This window comes from Pseudomonas sp. 2822-17 (genome assembly GCF_002742485.1).
Lineage (GTDB): Bacteria > Pseudomonadota > Gammaproteobacteria > Pseudomonadales > Pseudomonadaceae > Aquipseudomonas > Aquipseudomonas cyclaminis.
The window spans coordinates 94,688-113,302 of record NZ_LJRZ01000500.1; the positions used below are offsets into that span (position 1 = coordinate 94,688).

At 61.1% G+C, this 18,615-nt stretch carries 20 protein-coding genes; 12 read left to right on the forward strand and 8 right to left on the reverse strand.

Annotation, left to right across the window (positions count from 1 at the left end):
- Positions 1–47 precede the first annotated feature (47 nt).
- The 6 genes from AOA60_RS18845 to AOA60_RS18870 all read left to right on the forward strand — a co-directional run bounded on the left by AOA60_RS18845 (position 48) and on the right by AOA60_RS18870 (position 6,292).
- Positions 48–566 (forward strand): RNA polymerase sigma factor, encoded by a 519-nt coding sequence (locus AOA60_RS18845; RefSeq protein ID WP_099585715.1) that lies wholly within the window; start codon positions 48–50, stop codon positions 564–566.
- A complete protein-coding gene (locus AOA60_RS18850; RefSeq protein ID WP_099585716.1) occupies positions 563–1,531 on the forward strand; it encodes a FecR domain-containing protein in 969 nt (322 codons plus the stop codon). Before AOA60_RS18845 ends, AOA60_RS18850 begins: the two co-directional genes overlap by 4 nt.
- Positions 1,532–1,713: 182 nt before the next feature.
- A complete protein-coding gene (locus AOA60_RS18855) occupies positions 1,714–4,152 on the forward strand; it encodes a TonB-dependent siderophore receptor (RefSeq protein WP_099585717.1) in 2,439 nt (812 codons plus the stop codon).
- 64 nt (positions 4,153–4,216) lie between these two features.
- Positions 4,217–5,320 (forward strand): PepSY domain-containing protein, encoded by a 1,104-nt coding sequence (locus AOA60_RS18860; protein ID WP_099585718.1) that lies wholly within the window; start codon positions 4,217–4,219, stop codon positions 5,318–5,320.
- Positions 5,317–5,499 carry a hypothetical protein gene (locus tag AOA60_RS18865; protein WP_099585719.1) on the forward strand — a complete coding sequence of 61 codons (183 nt, stop codon included), beginning with the start codon at positions 5,317–5,319 and terminating at the stop codon, positions 5,497–5,499. The genes AOA60_RS18860 and AOA60_RS18865 overlap by 4 nt, the downstream gene beginning before the upstream one ends.
- Before the next feature lie 163 nt (positions 5,500–5,662).
- Positions 5,663–6,292, forward strand: a complete 630-nt coding sequence (locus AOA60_RS18870; protein WP_099585720.1) for a glutathione S-transferase — start codon at positions 5,663–5,665, stop codon at positions 6,290–6,292.
- Positions 6,293–6,454: 162 nt separating this feature from the next.
- Here AOA60_RS18870 and creD read toward each other — a convergent pair whose 3' ends face one another.
- From creD to AOA60_RS18890, 4 genes are read right to left on the reverse strand one after another with little or no spacing between them, the layout of a single operon-like run.
- Entirely contained in the window at positions 6,455–7,828 is a 1,374-nt protein-coding gene (gene creD, locus AOA60_RS18875; RefSeq protein ID WP_099585721.1) for a cell envelope integrity protein CreD, read from the reverse strand.
- A gap of 51 nt (positions 7,829–7,879) precedes the next feature.
- On the reverse strand, positions 7,880–9,319 hold the full coding sequence (gene creC, locus AOA60_RS18880; protein WP_099585722.1) for a two-component system sensor histidine kinase CreC: 1,440 nt from the start codon (positions 9,317–9,319) through the stop codon (positions 7,880–7,882).
- On the reverse strand, positions 9,319–9,987 hold the full coding sequence (gene creB / locus AOA60_RS18885) for a two-component system response regulator CreB (RefSeq protein ID WP_099585723.1): 669 nt from the start codon (positions 9,985–9,987) through the stop codon (positions 9,319–9,321). The genes creC and creB overlap by 1 nt, the downstream gene beginning before the upstream one ends.
- A 9-nt stretch (positions 9,988–9,996) precedes the next feature.
- Positions 9,997–10,497, reverse strand: coding sequence for an ATP-dependent zinc protease (locus tag AOA60_RS18890; RefSeq protein ID WP_099585724.1), 501 nt, complete (start codon positions 10,495–10,497; stop codon positions 9,997–9,999).
- Positions 10,498–10,669: 172 nt separating this feature from the next.
- Between AOA60_RS18890 and AOA60_RS18895 the strand changes: the two genes are divergently transcribed.
- Positions 10,670–11,557, forward strand: coding sequence for an acyltransferase (locus tag AOA60_RS18895; protein ID WP_099585725.1), 888 nt, complete (start codon positions 10,670–10,672; stop codon positions 11,555–11,557).
- Here the strand turns inward: AOA60_RS18895 and AOA60_RS18900 are convergent.
- Entirely contained in the window at positions 11,554–12,126 is a 573-nt protein-coding gene (locus tag AOA60_RS18900) for a DUF2780 domain-containing protein (protein WP_099585726.1), read from the reverse strand. The genes AOA60_RS18895 and AOA60_RS18900 overlap by 4 nt on opposite strands.
- A 130-nt stretch (positions 12,127–12,256) precedes the next feature.
- Between AOA60_RS18900 and AOA60_RS18905 the strand changes: the two genes are divergently transcribed.
- From AOA60_RS18905 to AOA60_RS18925, 5 genes are all read left to right on the forward strand, one after another.
- Positions 12,257–12,883, forward strand: coding sequence for a sigma-70 family RNA polymerase sigma factor (locus AOA60_RS18905; RefSeq protein ID WP_099585727.1), 627 nt, complete (start codon positions 12,257–12,259; stop codon positions 12,881–12,883).
- Positions 12,880–13,557 carry an anti-sigma factor gene (locus AOA60_RS18910; protein ID WP_099585728.1) on the forward strand — a complete coding sequence of 226 codons (678 nt, stop codon included), beginning with the start codon at positions 12,880–12,882 and terminating at the stop codon, positions 13,555–13,557. Before AOA60_RS18905 ends, AOA60_RS18910 begins: the two co-directional genes overlap by 4 nt.
- Positions 13,558–13,633: 76 nt before the next feature.
- Positions 13,634–14,092 carry an anti-sigma factor gene (locus AOA60_RS18915; RefSeq protein WP_099585729.1) on the forward strand — a complete coding sequence of 153 codons (459 nt, stop codon included), beginning with the start codon at positions 13,634–13,636 and terminating at the stop codon, positions 14,090–14,092.
- 251 nt (positions 14,093–14,343) lie between these two features.
- Entirely contained in the window at positions 14,344–15,318 is a 975-nt protein-coding gene (locus AOA60_RS18920) for a hypothetical protein (RefSeq protein WP_099585730.1), read from the forward strand.
- On the forward strand, positions 15,319–15,678 hold the full coding sequence (locus AOA60_RS18925; protein WP_099585731.1) for a hypothetical protein: 360 nt from the start codon (positions 15,319–15,321) through the stop codon (positions 15,676–15,678). It begins immediately after the preceding gene.
- Positions 15,679–15,724: 46 nt separating this feature from the next.
- Here the strand turns inward: AOA60_RS18925 and fdhA are convergent, their stop codons facing one another.
- The 3 genes from fdhA to AOA60_RS18940 all read right to left on the reverse strand — a co-directional run bounded on the left by fdhA (position 15,725) and on the right by AOA60_RS18940 (position 18,608).
- Positions 15,725–16,924 (reverse strand): formaldehyde dehydrogenase, glutathione-independent, encoded by a 1,200-nt coding sequence (gene fdhA / locus AOA60_RS18930; RefSeq protein WP_099585732.1) that lies wholly within the window; start codon positions 16,922–16,924, stop codon positions 15,725–15,727.
- A 183-nt stretch (positions 16,925–17,107) separates the two neighbouring features.
- Positions 17,108–17,965, reverse strand: coding sequence for a formyltetrahydrofolate deformylase (purU, locus tag AOA60_RS18935; protein ID WP_016977808.1), 858 nt, complete (start codon positions 17,963–17,965; stop codon positions 17,108–17,110).
- 10 nt (positions 17,966–17,975) lie between these two features.
- Positions 17,976–18,608, reverse strand: coding sequence for a sarcosine oxidase subunit gamma (locus AOA60_RS18940; protein WP_099585733.1), 633 nt, complete (start codon positions 18,606–18,608; stop codon positions 17,976–17,978).
- Positions 18,609–18,615 lie beyond the last annotated feature (7 nt).

Consider the following 18,615-nt stretch of genomic DNA (forward strand, 5'->3'; position numbering starts at 1 on the left):
GCGAATAATTCTCGTTAGTTTAAACCCCTTGTTTATTCGGTGATGCCTTGTCGTCGGCCCAGACCCCACACAGTGAGCTTGTTGGCGCGTTGTATCGCGACCATCGTGGCTGGCTGCTGGCCTGGCTGCGGCGCAATGTGGCCTGCCCGAGCCGCGCCGAAGACCTGAGCCAGGATACTTTCATGCGCCTGCTGGGCCGTGACGAGTTGCGCGAACCCCGCGAGCCTCGGGCATTTCTGGTAGCGATCGCGAAAGGCTTGTTGTTCGACTACTTCCGTCGCGCCGCCCTGGAACAGGCCTATCTCACGGAATTGATGCTGATCCCGGAAAGCGAACACCCGTCCCCGGAAGAACAGCAACTGATCCTCGAAGACCTCAAGGCCATCGACCGCCTGCTCGGCAAGCTGTCGAGCAAGGCCCGCGCCGCCTTCCTCTATAACCGTCTCGACGGCCTGGGTCACGCAGAGATCGCCCGACGCCTCGGCGTGTCGGTGCCTCGTGTGCGCCAGTACCTGGCCCAGGGCATTCGCCAGTGCTATATCGCGCTGTATGGCGAGCCAACGTGAGTGCGATAAGCGCAAAGCCGGTGTCGGCCCGTGTGCTGGATGCGGCGATTGCCTGGCAGTTGTCCCTGGACTCCGGCGACGGCAGCGCCGTAGAACGCGAAGAGTTCAGCAAATGGCTGGCCAGCCATGAAGAACACGCTCGCGCCTGGCGCCAACTGGGCATGCTCGACCAACGCTTCGGCGTGGCCTCGGGCCCGGCGCGGGCGGCGTTGCTGCAGTCGCGCGAAGGCATTCGCCAGCGGGTGCGCAAGCTCGGCACTGGCCTGGCGAGTATCGCGCTGGTGTGCGGTCTGGCGTTGTTTGCCGGCGAGCGCTATGTGCCGATCCACTATTGGCTGGCCGACCAGCGCACCGCCACCGGCGAACAGCGCACGCTGAAACTGGCGGACGGCACCCGGATCAACCTCAATACCCACAGTGCCATCGACGTGCGTTTTGATGAAAAACGCCGGCTGATCGTGTTGCAGGACGGCGAAATCCTCGTCGAGACCGGCCACAACGATGCGCGCCCGTTCTACGTGCAAACCCGCGACGGCAGCCTGCGAGCGCTGGGCACGCGGTTTATCGTCAAGCGTGAGGACGACGCCACACGGTTGAGCGTCTTGCAATCAGCCGTCGCGGCGCAGCCGGAAGCAGTGCGTCAAGAGCAGGTTTTCAAGGAAGGCCAGCAAGTGCTGATGCGCAGCGACGGCCTCGGCCCCGCACTTGCCGTCACCCCCGCCACCGACGCCTGGACCCGCGGCATGCTGGTGGTGGACAACGCCCGCCTGGGCGATGTGGTGGATGAGCTCAGCCGCTACCGCACCGGCTACCTGGGCGTGGACAAAAACGTGGCGGACCTGCGCATCACCGGCAGCTTCCCGCTGCACGACACCACGCTGGCGCTCAACGCCCTGCTGCCGACCCTGCCGGTGCGGATCGAGCAGCACACGCCATGGTGGGTGACGGTCAAGAGTAAGCCGTAGGGTCTGTGGTTGCTGGGCGATCGCTATCGGGGGCAAGCCCCCTCCCACATTTTTGCGGGAGGGGCTTGCCCCCGATGAGGTGCTCAACCCCCCCAAAAAAATATTTTCGCGCTGCCCTATCACTTTTCGATTCTCGTTCGGCACCTAGGCAATTGAGAAATATTTCCATTCAGGAGCCGCCCATGTCCCGCACGCTAGACACCTTGTTGCGCCCCAGCCTGTTAGCCGTGGCCATTGCCCTCAGCGCCCCGCTGGCCAGCACCTCGCTGTTCGCCGCCGAACAGGCGTCCAGCGTGCGTGCCTACAACCTGCCTGCCGCATCGCTGGCCACGACCCTGAACCAGATCGCCAGCCAGGCCGGCCTCGCGCTGACCCTCAACCCGGCGCTGGCGGCGGGCAAGACCTCGGCTCCGGTCAAAGGCCAGTTCGATGCGCAAGGCGCACTGCGCGAAGCGTTGCGTGGCACCGGGTTGCAGTTGGAGCAGAGCAGCGCTGGGACGTTTACCTTGGTGGCGATTCCCGAGGGGGTTGTGGCGTTGCCGGAGACCAGCATCATTGGGCAGGGCGATAGCGAAAGCGCTTGGGGGCCGGTGGAGGGTTACGTCGCCACCCGCACAGCGGCTGGCACCAAGACCGATACGCCTATCGCCGAACTGCCTCGCTCGGTCACGGTGATCACTCGTCAGCAAATGGAAGACCGCTCCGTTCTCAACCTTAACGATGCCCTGCGGTACACCGCTGGCGTGCAGAGCAGCGGCTATGGCTCCGACTCGCGCAGTGACTGGCTGCTGGTACGCGGTTTTGTTCCGACGCAATTCCTTGATGGCCTGCCACTGCCTAAAGGCAACTACGCCACGCCGAAAATCGACACGTGGAATCTTGAGCGCATTGCCGTCCTGCGGGGCCCGGCCTCTTCGGTCTATGGGCAGACTCCGCCTGGCGGTTTGCTGGACATGGTCAGCCGCCGCCCTCAGGCACAAAGCTCGAATGAAATTGAAGTTCAAGCCGGCAGCAATAACCACAAACAGATCAACTTCGACAGCACCGGCAAGGTCGACGATGAAGGCCAGTTCCTCTACCGCGTCAGCGGTGTGGTGCGCGACAGCAACACCGCTGTCGATCACATCCCGGACAAGCGCTACAACGTCGCACCCAGCCTGACGTGGAATATCAACGACGACACCAGGCTCACGCTACTGACCCAGTTCACCCGCGACGATACGGGTATCACCGGGCAGTTCCTGCCATTGCAAGGCACCAAGTTGAGTTCACCGGCCGGCAAGATTTCCCACCACAAAAACCTGGGTGATCCGGACTGGGAATTCTACGACCGCACTTACTACGCGCTGGGTTACGCCTTCGAGACGCGCCTGAACGACACCTGGCAGTTCCATCAAAACCTGCGTTACACCAAGAACGACCTGTCCTTCCAGGGCATTACCGCCGGTGGCGCGTTCTTTCCGAATGGCCCTGAAGTTGCGGTTGATACCGATGGCAACGTGAGTCGTTCAGCTGGCAAGGTCGATGAAAACATCGGCCAGTTCGCCGTCGACAACAACTTCCAGGCTGACTTCAAGACTGGTGCAATCAATCACACCCTGCTGCTGGGCCTCGACCACCAGCGCTCCGACAGCGATGCGCGCTGGCTGTGGGGCTCGGCGGGCGTGCCGACCATCAACTTCAACCGTCCGGTGTATGGGCAGGACTTCTCGAAAGTCACCTACTTCACCATGTACGACTACAACCAGAAGACCCAGCAGACCGGTCTCTATCTTCAAGACCAAATGGCTCTCGACAACTGGCGCCTGACGCTCGGCGGGCGTGAAGACTGGGTCCATACCGGCACCACGTTCCATAACCTCAACGACGCAACCAATACTCAGCGTGACAAGCATTTCAGCGGTAACGCAGCGCTGAGCTATGTCTTCGACAACGGCATCACCCCGTACCTCTCCTACGCTGAATCATTCCAGGCCGGCTCGGGTACACAAGTGGGCAGCACCGGGGCATTCAAGCCCACCGAAGGCAAGCAATATGAAGCCGGTGTCAAATACCAGCCGCCAGGCACAAAAGCGTTGTTCACCGCTGCGGTGTTCGACCTGACCCAACAAAACACCTCGGTCACCGAAGGCAGCATCACTCGCCAAGTCGGTGAGGTACGAGTCCGTGGACTTGAATTGGAAGCCAGCGCCGACGTTACCGAGAGCCTCAAGCTCGTGGGTTCCTATACCTATAACGACAGTGAAATCACTGAAGGTGTTGCCGCAGAAAAAGGCAATCGTCTGAACCAGCTGCCTCGCAACCAAGCCACCGGCTGGGCCGACTACACCTGGCGCAGCGGCATGCTGGACGGATTCGGTGTGGGTGCAGGCGTGCGCTACGTCGGCGACACCTACGGCAATGCCGCCAACACCGACCTCGGTCATGTGGGCTCCTACACCGTATACGACGCCTCGGTGCACTACGACCTGGGCCGCGTAAACAGCTCCATGAAAGGTGTGACCGTGGCAGTCGACGCCAAGAACATCTTCAACAAGGATTACCTGTCGACCTGCGACGGCTTCTACTGCTACTACGGTGACCAGCGTAACGTGGTCGCCAGCGTGAACTACAAATTCTAAGACGGTGAAAAACCGCTGATGAAGGGCCGCCTGAACCGCGGCCCTTTTGCCTTTTGGAGCCGTGATGAAAAGCGAAAACATCCGCCGCTGGTCCTTCCTCCACACCTGGACCAGCCTGATCTGCACCGTATTCCTCCTGCTGCTCGCCCTCACGGGCCTGCCGCTGGTGTTTCACCATGAGATCGACCATCTGCTGGGCAACGAGCCCACGCTGGCACAGATGCCTGCCGATACGCCGCAGCTCAACCTGGAGCAGCTTGTCGCCAAAGCAGAGGCCCATCGACCCGGCGAAGCCATGCAATACCTGGCCTGGGACGAGGACGATCAGAACGGCGTGATCGCGATCATGGCCGCCACCGCCGGCACCGAGCCCAATTCGTCCCACACCTTCATGCTCGACGCGCGCACCGGCGATGCGGTGGAAATGCCCTCGGCCAATGGCGGTTTCACGCTGTTCCTGCTACGCCTGCATGTGGATATGTTTGCCGGGCTGCCGGGCAAGTTGCTGCTGGCGTTCATGGGCGTGCTGTTTGTGCTGGCGATCATCTCCGGCACGGTGTTGTACCTGCCGTTTATGCGTCGCTTGAAGTTCGCCACCGTGCGGCAGGACAAATCCACCCGCCTGCGCTGGCTCGACCTGCACAACCTGATTGGTGTGGTCACCCTGACCTGGGCGCTGGTGGTGGGCGTGACCGGCGTGATCAGCGCCTGCGCCGACCTGATCATCGCTGCCTGGCGCCAGGACAGCCTCAACGCCTTGATCGAACCCTACAAAAATGCCCCGCTGCTGACCCTGCGTGCGCCTGCAACGGAACTGCTGACCATCGCCGCCAAGGCCGCGCCGGGCATGCGGCCGGACTTTATCGCCTTCCCCGGCACGCGCTTTTCCAGCGAGCACCATTACGCGGTGTTCATGAAGGGCAGTACGCACCTGACCTCGCACCTGCTCACGCCGGTGCTGATCGACGCCAGTACCCTGGCCGTCACCGCCATCGCCGAACGCCCGTGGTACATGGACGCCATGGGCATGTCCCAGCCGCTGCACTTCGGTGATTACGGCGGCATGCCGATGAAGATCCTGTGGGCGGTGCTGGATGTGTTGACCATCGTGGTGCTGATCAGCGGGATTTACCTGTGGATCGTGCGACGCAAGGCAGGCAAGGCATGAAGCCGCGTCAGTCGAATTTCTGGAAGGTGTTTGGCATTCCGCTGGGGATTGGCCTGCTCAGCGCCGCCGGGTTGTTTGCGGCGCTGCTGGGGGATGGGCTGTGGGATTCGTTGAGTTGGCTCGGGCTGGGCATACCTGCCGCCATAGGTGCGTGGGGGTTGTTCAAGCGGCGCGACTGAGGGCCTCATCGGGGGCAAGCCCCCTCCCACATTCTGATTTGTGAACACGTTCAAGTGTGGGAGGGGGCTTGCCCCGATGAGACCCATAAAAACCCCCACAATCCCCCTCGCCAGCCACCGCGCAACCCTCTAGGCTAGCCCCAGCCTATTCAGAGGAATGCCCATGTCCGCTCCCAGCATGACCTTGTTTCATAACCCGGCTTCACCCTTCGTGCGTAAAGTCCGCGTGCTGCTGATCGAAACCGGCCAGCAGGATCGCGTCGCCCTGCAAGGGTGCATGCCGACCCCGGTTAACCCGGATGCTCAGGTGGTGCAAGGCAACCCCGTGGGCAAGATCCCGGCCCTGCGCCTGGCGGACGGCACGGTATTGCACGACAGCCGGGTGATCCTCGATTACCTGGACTACCAGCATGTAGGCAACCCGCTGATCCCCCGTGATGGCTCGGCCCGCTGGCGCCGCCTGACCCTGGCGTCGATGGCCGACGGCATCATGGATGCCGCCGTGCTGGTGCGCTACGAAACCACCCTGCGCCCGGTAGAAAAACACTGGACCCCGTGGCTCGACGAGCAGCGCCACAAGATCCGTCGCGCCCTTGCCGAATTGGAGCAGGACGCGATTGCCGAACTGACCAGCCACTTCGACATCGCCGCCATCAGCGTGGCCTGCGCCTTGGGTTATCTGGACTTTCGCCATCCGGACATGCAGTGGCGGTTGGATAATCCCAAGCTAGCTGCGTGGTACGCCGAGGTCAGCCAGCGGCCGTCGATGCAGCAGACCCAACCACCCATGTGAGGTTTCGTGGCGAGGGAGCTTGCTCCCGCTGGGCTGCGCAGCAGTCCCCTTCTTGAGGGCCGCTTCGCGCCCCAGCGGGAGCAAGCTCGCTCGCCACAAAAAATAGCCGGTCAATCCGTGACACCAATGTTGCCTTCATTTGCTGATCCTCGCGCAACCCGATCATTGCACCGCCTCCAGATCAAACACCAACGGCTCAACCTCCTTGCGCTTGCCCACGCCATACCAGTCCAGCTTACGCGTCAGCACCATCACCGTGCCCAGCAAGCCGAACAGCAACAACGACCCCATCAGCAGCGCGTAATCCTCGGCGCTCAACAGTCCGTACAACAAGCCATACAACGCCGCCAACCCCGCCGAAAACCCCAGGCCATGGACGACGCTGCGCAGCACGTGGCACACATAAAAGCCGATCAACATCACACAGGCACTCGCCGAGATCAGGTACGCCAGGGCAAAGCCCAAGTGCTCGGACAGCGACAACAGCAGCAGGTAGAAGAACGCCAGCGCCACGCCCACCAAGGCGTATTGAATCGGGTGCACCGCCAGGCTCTTGAGCACTTCGAACAGGAAGAAGCCGGCAAAGGTCAGGGCGATAAACAGCAGTGCGTATTTGATCGCACGGTCGCTCTTGAGGTACTGGTCCACCGGGTCGATGAAGTTCACGCCGAAGCTGCGGCTGTTGAAGTCCTCGCAGCTGTTTTCGGACAGGCAACCGCGCAGGGCTTCTTCAAGGTTGGTGGAGAAGAACGAGGTCTGCCAGTTGGCGGTAAAACCTTGGTCGGTAACCTCGCGCTGAGCCGGCAGGAAGTTGCCGATAAAGCTCGGGTGCGGCCAATTGGAGGCCAGCGACACCTGGCTGGTCTTGCCCACCGGCACCACTTGCAGTTGTTCGGTGCCTTGCAGGCGCAGGTCAAAGGCGAAGTCCATGGCGGCCGGTTTCTTGTTGTCCTGCGCCGGCAGTTCGACGTGTACACCCTCGCCCAGCCAGCCCACCTGGCTGCCCGGCGAGAACTCCAGGCGCTGGCTGCCCAGTTCCAGTTTCAGTGCGTTTTCGATGCCGCGAATATCGCTGATGCCCACCGCCAGAAACGCCGGTTCAAAACGGTAATCGGCATAGTTCTCGGTGATGCCCCACTGCTCCGGCAGCACAAAACGCCCGCTGATGCGGTTGTCGGCATGGAACAGTCGCGCCTGGTAAATGCCCCGTGCGCGCAGTTCGGTCTGCACCTTGCCATCGAGCTCAAAACGCTCCGGCAGGAAGTACAAACGACCACGCACTTCACGGGTTTCTTCGTAGCGCTTGTTGAGCTTTTCATTGAGCTTCCACTCGCGCACGGTTTTGCGATACGGCACCACCATCACCGGGCCGGTGAGGCGCTGGGCGTAGCTGGAGCTGCGGGCGATGTCCATCAATACGCCGTCGCGCAGTTGCTGGCGGTCGCTGATGATGCCGTTGATCATCAGCAACGGAATCAGCAACAGCAGAATCAGCAGCGCAATCGCGCCAAGTTTGAAAAGCAGGCTGCGGTTCATGGGTCTCTCCCTGTTTTGATGGAGGGAGAGTGAGCTGCGCGTGTGGGGGGTTTATGTGGGCAATGTGGAGACTGTGTGGAGATGCAGTTCCACGCGCACGCCGCCGGGGACGTTACCGATCTGCAATGCGCCACCGTGGAGCTTCATCACTTCCTCGACAAAGTTCAGACCCAGGCCCGTGCTTTTGCGTCCGCTGGCCGGGCGTGGCAGCGAATAAAAGCGTTCGCTCAGACGCGGCAAGGCGTAGTCGGGAATCGGCGCAGCCTGGTTGAACAGGCTCACCTGCACTGCGTTGTGGTGCGTCTGCGCCGCGAATTTCAACAGGCCGCCCGGCGGTGTGAAATCCAACGCGTTCTCCAGCAGATTGCCCAGCGCCTGGCGCAGCAGAAAGGGCTCGCCGAACACCTTCACATCCGCCGCGATCGTCTGCTCCACTCGCAAGCCGGCGCTTTCGATCCGTGCACATTGGGCCTTGAGCACTTCGTCGACCAAGGCGGCCAGCGCGATACTTGCCTGCTCTTCCAGGCCCTGGCGTTGTTCTACTTGCGCCAGGTTCAGCAGGCGCTCGATCAACTGTTGCAGGCGTGCGCTTTCGCTGTCGATATTGCCGACAAAACGCTGCTGCTGCTCGCGGGTCATGTCGCCCTGCAACAGCTCCGCCGCGCCGCGAATCGCCGCCAGCGGGCTTTTCAATTCATGGGTCAGGGTGTGCACGTAATGCTCGACGTAGGCCTTGCCCTCCAGTTGCGTGCGCATGTGCTCCACGGCGGTGGACAACTGCTTCAACTCGCCGCCACGGTAGTGAGGCAACTCGGCGCGCCGCCCTTCACTGACCGCCTCGGCATAGGCCGTCAGCCGCCGTAGCGCGACGCTCAACCACCACGACAACAGCGCGCCCAGCAGCAGGCCCAGGATGACCAATCCGGCGCCGTACCACAGCAGGCGCCGCTCGGTGCGATCCACATAAGGCTGCAATGAGCTATTGGGTTTGGCCACGGTGACCACGCCGATGATCTGCCCGTTGTCGCGGATCGGCGCGCCCACGTGCATCACCGATGACGTGGCGTCATCCACATCGCTGCGGGTGGAACGGGCGCCGTATTCGCCGCGCAGGGTGAGGTAGACATCGTTCCATTTGGAGTAGTCCTGGCCCACCGCTTGGCCCGTCGAGTCGAGCAACACGATGCCCTTGGCGTCGGTGACGTAGATGCGGTGGTTGACCTGGTTTTTCGGCAGGCCCCAGATGGTCGCGCCCGGCTGGCGGTTGCCGTAGGCCTTGAGCAGTTCCTGCCAGTGGCTTTGGCCAAGGGTGCGGTTTTTCACGTCGTCGCGCAGGATCTCGGCCAACAGATTGGCGGTGTCCACCAGCGTTTCTTCGGTGGACTGGCGCACGCCGGGGCGGATTTCCTTCATGACGGTGCTGAGCACAAAGTAACCGGTAAGGCCGATAAACAGCGCGTACACCAGGAAAATCCGCAGCCCCAGGCGCATCAGCTGTTGCTCGGGCTGTAGCTGTAGCCCAGGCCGCGATGGGTCTGGATCGGCTCGGCCTGCGCCGCCACGCTACGCAGTTTGCTGCGCAGGCTTTTGATATGGCTGTCGATATTGCGCTCGTAGCCGGCATCCGCCGGTACGCCCACCGCATCGAGCAACTGCTCGCGGCTGAACACCCGCTCGGGTTGCTCCAGCAGGCTTTGCAGCAGGCGGAACTCATGGCGCGTGAGGTTCAGGGGCTGGCCGCGATAGTGGATCTGCATGCGTTCCAGATCCACTTGGAACACTGGCGGTGCAACGCCAGGGCCGACCCGCTTGAGGATTGCCTTGACCCGCGCCGCCACTTCCCGAGGGCTGAACGGCTTGACCACATAATCGTCAGCGCCGATTTCCAGCCCCACCACGCGGTCGATTTCGCCATCGCGGGCGCTGAGGAACATCACCGGCACTTCGGTGAAGCGGCGCAATTGCTTGCAGGTTTCAAACCCGCTGATGTCGGGCAGGCCGATGTCGAGGATAATCAGGTCGGCGGGGCTCTGGCGCTGATGGGCCAACGCCTCCTGGCCGAGGCTCAGCCAGGTGGTGGTGAAACCCTCGCCTTGCAGGGCGAATATCAGCGTGTCGGCTATCGCCGCTTCGTCTTCGACAATCAGGATGTGGGGCATTTGGGTCTGTCAGCAGTCCGGTTTGTCGGCAGTGTACCGACGGGCCGGGTTTACCGCTGCGCCAAATTCACGCAGGGCCTTGGCGCCTATCAGCAGCGGGTAGTTGAAGCTGCTGCGGTCGGTAAGGTTGACCTCGACGGTGCGCTTGACGTCGCCCAGGCACATTTCCAGATCGATCACCGGACGCTTGGCCACGCTGGCTTCGTCCTTGTCGTCGTCTTCGTCGGCGCGGCTCTTGATCTTGCTGATGCGCGAGACTTTGTGTTCGTAGACTTTGTTGGAAGCGTCCTTGCCGCCGAGGCGGAAGCGCACCCAATCGTCGCCATCACGGGTGAAGGTTTCGATGTCGCGGGCCGACAGCGAGGCGGTCAGCGCGCCGGTGTCCATCTTGGCCTTGAAGGTTTCGCCGATCTCCGGCAACTGGATGTATTCGTAGCGACCGTAAAGGGTCGGCTCGGCGGCCATGACGGGCAGCGCAACGAGGGCAAGCAAGGCAAGGATAGATTTCACGTAGGTGGTTTCCTTGAATTAAGTAGGCGGATTCTAGACCGCAAAAGTGACTGTTAGTTAGTCTTCCTACCGTACCCGGTGCCTTGTGAAACATTCGTCAGGCGTTTTGCGATTTGGCCTCTAGACTCAGCTCTCTTATCATGGCCCGCCCACAAGATCCCAAGAGTTGCTTATGCGCCGCCTGCTCACCGGCTGTCTGGTCACCCTGCTGCTGTTACTCAATACGCTGATCCTGATCGGCCCCTTGCTGGTGTTCGCCCTGCTCAAGCTGGTGGCTCCGGGGCGCTCGCGTGACTACATGTCGTGGGCGGTGATGTGGATCGCCGAGACCTGGGCCGAGATCGACAAACTGATCTTCGCACGCTGCATCCCCACCCAATGGGACATTCGCGGCGGCGACGACTTGCGCAGTGACACCTCGTATCTGGTCATCAGCAACCACCAATCCTGGGTGGATATTCCGGCGCTGATCCAGGCGCTTAACCGGCGTACGCCGTTCTTCAAGTTCTTCCTGAAAAAAGAATTGATCTGGGTGCCCTTCCTGGGCCTCGCCTGGTGGGCGCTGGATTACCCGTTCATGAAGCGCTACAGCAAGGCATTCCTGGCCAAGCATCCGGAACTGGCGGGGCAGGATCTTAAAATCACCAAAGAGGCCTGCGAGCTGTTCAAGCGCCAGCCGGTGACGGTGGTCAATTACCTGGAAGGTACGCGGTTCACCGAGGCCAAGCGCACGCAGCAGCGTTCACCCTTCACGCGGTTGCTCAAGCCCAAGGCGGGCGGCGTGGCGTTTGTGCTGGCGGCGATGGGTGAACAACTGGACGCGATCCTCGACGTCACGGTGGTCTATCCGCAGCAGAAGATTCCGGGGTTCTGGGACTTGATCAGCGGCGCAGTGCCGAAGGTGATCATTGATATCCGTACCCGTGAGCTGGACCCGGCGTTGTGGCAGGGGGATTACGAGAACGATCCGGCGTTTCGCCAGACCGTCCAGAACTGGGTCAACCAGCTCTGGAAGGAGAAGGACGCGCGCATCGGGCAACTGCGCGCGGAATCGACTTAGCTGCCGGTGCCCCAGGCCTCGGCCAGCTTGCCCAGCACGGAACTGCTGGCACCCTGGCCGCCCAGGTACTGCAGGATCACCGGGGCGAATTGGCCGATCATGCCACTGTCCATGCCCAGCGCGCTGAACGCAGTGTTGAGGTCGTTGGTGTTCTTCACATTACCCAGCAGGCCGTCCAGGCCGCTTGTCTTGCTGCCGCCGGTCTGGCCGAGCATCCCGCTCAAGGCACCGAGGCTGCCCAGGGCATTGTTGCCCGATAGCTGATCCAGGCCAGGCACGCTGCTGCCCAACTGCGAGTAATCGTTGCCGCTCAGTTTGTTCTTGGCCAGGCCCAGCATGGCGCCAGTACCGCCAACGGCTTGTTCGGGGGTGATATTGAGTTGCGAGGTCAGGGCGCTCAGCAGGCCGGCCGTCTCGGAAGACGGCGCGGCGGCAGCGGCTTTGTTGCTGCCGCCCTGCATACCGGAAATGGCATTGGCCGCGTCGCCAAGGCTGAAGCCTGCGGCAAACACCGGGGTTGCCGCCAGGGTCATCAGACAGGAAAGGGCGAAACCGCGTGAAATCTTCATTGAAACAACCTCTGGATATAGGTGCGAAAGCAGGCGTTTGACTGGGTATTCCGGAGGATTGTTCCCATGCCCGCATCCGAATCGCCCTACCCTACGTATAGGCTTCATACCCCGCCCGGAGCAGGATGGAATGAATGCCCAAGCTGGACTAACCTCTGCCTACCGTGCGCAGTCCCGTCGCCCTCGAAAGAGAGCCTGGAGAAGCCCTATTACCCTCACCGATGCTGACCCGTTGCGGCCCCTGCTGGCCCAATGCGCCTTGGGCAATCGCCAAGCGTTCGAAACGCTCTATCGCACTGTATCGCCACGTCTGCACGGCGTGGCCATGCGCTTCATGGGCCGCCAGGACCTGGCTGAAGAGGTGCTGCAGGAAGCCTTCATACGCATCTGGTACAACGCCTCGCGTTACGAAGCCCACTTGGCTGCGCCGATGACCTGGATGATCAACATCACCCGCAACCTGGCCATCGACCAACTGCGTAAACGCCGCGAACAGCCCCTGGCCGACGGTCAAGAAGACGCCTTGCTCGACGAAGGCCCCAGCGCCCACGACCTGCTCGACAGCGAACGCGACGCCCGCGCCCTCAACCGCTGCCTCGACACCCTCGACGGCATGCAGCGTCAATCAATCACGGTGGCGTACTTCCAGGGCCTGTCGTGCTCGGAGTTGGCCGACCACTTGGCCGCGCCGCTGGGCTCGGTCAAATCCTGGATTCGCCGCGGCATGGAACGCCTGCGCAGGTGCCTCGAATCATGAACTACCAAACCACAGCCCTGCGCCGCGCCCTGGCCGCCGACTACGCCATCGGCCTGATGCCCGCCACCGCCCGTCGGCGTTTTGATGCCCTCTTGCTGGACGATGCCGCATTGCGCGTCGAACTGGGTCATTGGCAGCAAACGCTTGCCAGCCTGACCGGCGGCCTGCCCGAGCGGCCGGTGCCTGAGCATGTATGGGCAGCCATCAACGCGCGGATCGAGCCGCAAGTGCTGCATGTGCCGGCGCAAAAACCGTTCTGGATGAACCTGCGCCTGTTGGCGGCAGCCTTTGGGATCGTCCTCGCGGTGCTGGTCGGCCTGCTTTACCAGCGCGACACATCCGTGGAGTACAACGCCACGCTGGTCGCCGCCGACCAGCAACCGGCGCTGCACATCCAGGCGTTCAGCGACCACCTGCAAATCGAACCGCTGGCCTTGGCTGCGGTAGAGCCGACGCGAGACCTGGAGCTGTGGGTCATCCCGCCCGGTGGCAAACCCATCTCACTGGGGCTGGTACCGGCTGCCGGCAAGGGTCGAATCCAGTTGAGCAAGGAACAGCAAGCGCTGCTGACAGCGCCGCTGACCCTGGCCGTGAGCCTGGAGCCTCGGGGCGGCTCGCCGACCGGTCAACCAACCGGGCCGGTGCTGTATCAAGGCCAATTGGCATCACTGTGAGCTGAACCGGGGCCAGGAACCCATCGCGCCCATCGGGGTCAATGACAAGTGTGAAAGCCCTGTCAGGAAAATCTCAATGAGCGCGACACGTCCCACAGTGATTGAACAGAAGCCCCCATTCTGGAACCGCCCCCGCCTGCTTATCGGCGTCTGCGTGGCCCTCCTCAGCGGCCTCGGCGGCGCACTCTACACTCAAGACAACGTCCAATCCGCCGCCACCCTGGTGACCACCACCCAGCAACCGGCTGCGCAAATCAGGGCGCATAAGGATTACCTCGAAGTCGAACCCATCGCCGCCACTGCCCCAGCACCCGACCAAAGCCTGGAGCTGTGGGCCATGCCCGAAGGTGGCCAGCCGGTTTCGCTGGGGCTGTTGCCGGAGGATGGCCAAGGCATCATCGGCTTGAACCCGCGCCAGCAGGCGAGCATCAGCCAGCCGGTGGAATTGATGGTGAGTGCGGAAACCAAAGGTGGGTCGCTGAGTAAGCAACCGACAGGCCCGACCGTGTACCAGGGCGCACTGGCTACCCGCTGAAAGCGTAAACCCGTGTGGGGAGGGGGCTTGCCCCCGATGACAGAGTGTCAGGCAGCCTATGTGTAGCTGACCCACCGTCATCGGGAGCAAGCTCCCTCCCACATTTGATCTTCATCAGCTGATGGGATCGTAGGCATGCGCCTGGACTTAAGTAGTCCATTTCCGAAACGTTAAAACCGCCCCTGCATGCGTCTTACCTCGCTTGTAGCGCCTTCTTATAGTCGTGCGCCACAGTCCTGGAGGTACACGTTATGCAGGGAGCCTATGCATTTATCAATGAACGGCCGCAGCCTTATCCGTTACTCAAACTGAGCCTCTCGCTCAACCCCAATACCCAAACCAAGTTCGACATCCTCAACCAGCACATTCGCAACACCGTCGTGCTGCCTGGGCAATTGGTCATTATCGGGGACAGCCGAACCGCTGCTTGTACCGCTGAAGAAGCTCGCTTGATGCAGTCAGCCGCTAACATCAAACATGCTTTGTTGGCACACTCCGCCACTGATCAATTCCTGATCAAAAACTACGATCAGTTACAGGCCATCATGTCCCATGCGTCTTTGGGCATCGGCAGCGTGAGCAGTGCTTGGAGCAAGCACCTGACGCACGTCGAGCAGACGCTCAAGGAAATCGATGAGTTGCATAAGCAGTACCTGAGGAGCGGTACCGTGAGTGCGAGAAATGAATTTCTGGCTAAGCGCAGGGCTTTGTTTGCGAAGCTGGATGGTCAACTTTCAGGATTGGCACGGTTGGGGACGGGCTTGAAAAACGAAGGTTCGATTAAAAAAATGCTGGGAATTTCCAGTAAGAGTTATTGGCACTACGGGGAGATTCGCGGGTACGAGGAGACGATCAAGCGGGTAGCCAGGGCGTCGCAGATATTGAAGAAAGGCACTTATATTGGTCTTGCGCTGGATGTGGGGTCGACGGCGATAGAGATAGCGGAGGCGTGTTCCACCGGGCGTGAGCAAGAATGTACACGGGCGAAATATGTTGAAGGCTCAAAGTTGGTGGGCAGTGTTGGCGGCGCATCTGCGGGTGGAACACTTGGACCTCTTGTCGGTATCGCCGCCTGCGCGATTGTTTTTGGCATACCAACGGCTGGCGCCGGAGCTTTGGTTTGCGCCATCGTCGGCGGTACTGCGGGCGGACTCGCGTTTGGCACGCTCGGAGGCACGGGTGGAGAATGGGTGGGTAACATTCTCTATCAGGCTGTGGAGAATTGAATGAACCAAGAATACTTTGCGGTGGGCTCATTCACCCTTTTGTTATTGAGCTTCCCGATCATATTTTCTGCCATGTACAAAAAACTTGATGCCGCTGAGCGCTATATGAAATACAGCACTTTTATAGTCGGATGCAGGCACACCTTTCGTCATGCGCATTTTGAAGGAAGACCCCAACGCGTATTCGCTATGGCAACCGTTATTCTCATCCCCAAAATATTTCAATGGAGGGGGATGGTACTTGTTGAGGACGTTGAGAAAATACCACCTCGCCTCAAGTATTGGATGGTCATACCAACACTCGTTACTTGCCTCGCCCTTATAGGCATCGCCATCACTGGGATGCTTATAGTGGATTGAAATCGTATAAAACAAGGGCGACCCGAGGGTCGCCCTTATCTATCGTTTACGCCGCACTAAACAACTTATGCGGATCAATCACAAACTTCTTCGGCACACCCGCATCGAACTCGCCGTACCCACGCGGCGCGTCATCCAGGCTGATCACCTGCACGCCAACGATCTCGGCGATGTTGATCCGGTCCCACATGATCGCCTGCATCAACTGGCGGTTGTACTTCATCACCGGCGTCTGACCCGTGTGGAAGCTGTGGGACTTGGCCCAGCCCAGGCCAAAACGAATGCTCAGGCTGCCCATTTTGGCGGCGGCGTCGACGGCGCCTGGATCTTCAGTGACGTACAGGCCAGGGATACCGATCTTGCCCGCTACACGCACCACGCCCATCAGCGAGTTGAGCACGGTGGCCGGGGCTTCGGCCTTGACGCCGTCGTGGCCGTGGCCGCGTGCTTCGAAGCCTACGGCATCGACGGCGCAGTCCACTTCGGGCTCGCCGAGCAGCGCAGCAATCTGCTCGTGCAGCGGTGTGTCGGTGGACAGGTCGGCAATTTCAAAACCCTGCGCCTTGGCGTGGGCAAGACGGATTGGGTTGACGTCGCCGATGATCACCACGGCCGCACCGAGCAAGCGTGCGGAAGCGGCAGCCGCAAGGCCCACGGGACCGGCACCGGCGATGTAGACGGAGCTGCCCGGGCCAACGCCAGCGGTCACGGCGCCGTGATAGCCGGTCGGCAAAATGTCGGAAAGGCATGTCAGGTCGCGGATTTTTTCCATGGCCTTGTCGCGGTCCGGCAGTTTCAGCAGGTTGAAGTCGGCGTACGGCACCAGCACGTATTCGGCTTGGCCACCGGTCCAGTCACCCATGTCGACGTAGCCGTAGGCACCGCCCGGACGGGCCGGGTTGACGCTCAGGCACACGCCGGTGTGTTGTTCCTTGCAGGAGCGGCACAGGCCGCAGGCGACGTTGAACGGTACCGAGACCAGGTCGCCGATTTTCAGGTTTTCGACGCCTTTGCCCATTTCGATCACTTCGCCAGTGATCTCGTGACCGAGCACCAGGCCGGTCTGGGCAGTGGTGCGGCCGCGCACCATGTGTTGGTCGGAGCCGCAGATGTTGGTGGAAACCACGCGCAGGATGACGCCGTGCTCAATCTTCCTGCCACGGGGGTCCTGCATTTTGGGATAGTCGATTTTCTGTACTTCGACCTTGCCGTTGCCGAGATACACGACACCACGATTACCAGACATGCTTTCACCTCGCTGTTGTTTTTATGGAACTACGTTGCCCTTGGGGGCAGCGCGTTAAATGCTCGGGTACAGATGCTGTTTCTTGTGTTGTTTGTTGGGCCTCATCGGGGGCAAGCCCCCTCCCACATTTGAAGGTATTCACAATTCAAAAGGTGGGAGGGGGCTTGCCCCCGATGGCGTCAGTCAGAGCACCACAGTTCTATTGGCATTCAAGAACACCCGTCGCTCAATGTGATACCCCACTGCCCGCGCCAATGTCAGCCCTTCGATGTCCCGCCCCTTGGCAATCAAATCCTCGGGATAGTGGCTGTGATCCACCACTTCCACGCCTTGGGCGATGATTGGGCCTTCGTCCAGATCGTTATTGATGTAATGCGCCGTGGCGCCCACCAGTTTCACGCCCTTGTTGTACGCCTGGTGGTAAGGCTTGGCGCCCTTGAACCCCGGCAACAACGAGTGGTGAATATTGATGGCCTTGCCATCCAGCTTGCGGCACAGCTCCGGCGACAGCACTTGCATGTAGCGCGCAAGGATCACCAGTTCGGCGCCGGTATCTTCCACCACTTGCCACACTTGACGCTCCTGGGACGGTTTGTCGTTGGGGTCGAGGGGGAAATGGTAGTAGGGAATCTGATGCCAGTCGGCCAAAGGTTTCAGATCGGGGTGGTTGGACACCACCGCGACCACGTCCATCGACAGTTGGCCGATGCGCTGGCGGTACAACAGGTCGTTGAGGCAGTGATCGGCCTTGGAGACCATGATCACCACTTTTGGCCGGTAGTTCGGCGCCGTCAGCTCGAAGATCATGCCAAAGGCTTCACCGCGAGTGGCCAGGCCATCGCGGAAACCCTGCTCGTCGAAGCCGTCGGGCTGGCGGAATTCCACCCGAATAAAAAACCGGCCCGAGAGGCGATCATCGAACGAATGGTGCTCGGTGACGTAGCAACCCTGCTCGAACAGGTAGCGGGTGACCGCGTCCACCGTGCCGAGCACGCTGGGGCAGTCGGCAGTCAAAATCCATGTATCAGGGGCGCGGCTCATGGGTCATTCCTCAGGCTTGAACACTCAGGCCGAATTCGGCAGAGGCGTCCTGCAACCACAGCCACCAGTAATCCGAGAAACTGCGACGGATCAGCAGTTCCCAAGTGTCTTCAGCCGTGTGGCGGATCACCAATTGCGACTTGGCGAACACCGTGCCCACTGCCTTGCCCACCGGGAAGTTGTTGGGATGCACGTCGTAGCTGGTGGACTTCATCAGCACGTCGCGCACGTTCGGGCCGCTCAGCTCAAGAATCTGCTGGCCGCCGCTGACGTTGACGATCTGGATATGCAAATCGTCCAGCGCGGCACGCAGGTTTTGCTCGGCGGCGAATTCTTCACCGCTCGGCACGATCAGCAACCACTCATCCGGGCCGAGCCATTGCAGGCTGGTTTCACCTTTGATGATGACTTGCAGGGCGCCGGGCAGTTCGATGCCCAGGGCCTTGTGCACGCCGGCGGCGAAGGCCGCGTCATGGCCGTCGCCACGAATGGTCAGGTGACCGAGGAGTTTCTTTTCACGCACGGTCACGCCGGCGTTCTTGCGGCCCTTGCCGACCAGGCTGGCGAGGTCGGCGTGGTGCAGCGAGGATTCGGCCTTGGCGCCGTTGGTGGGGCGTTGTTGGTAGACATTGGCTGCTGTCATAAAGCAC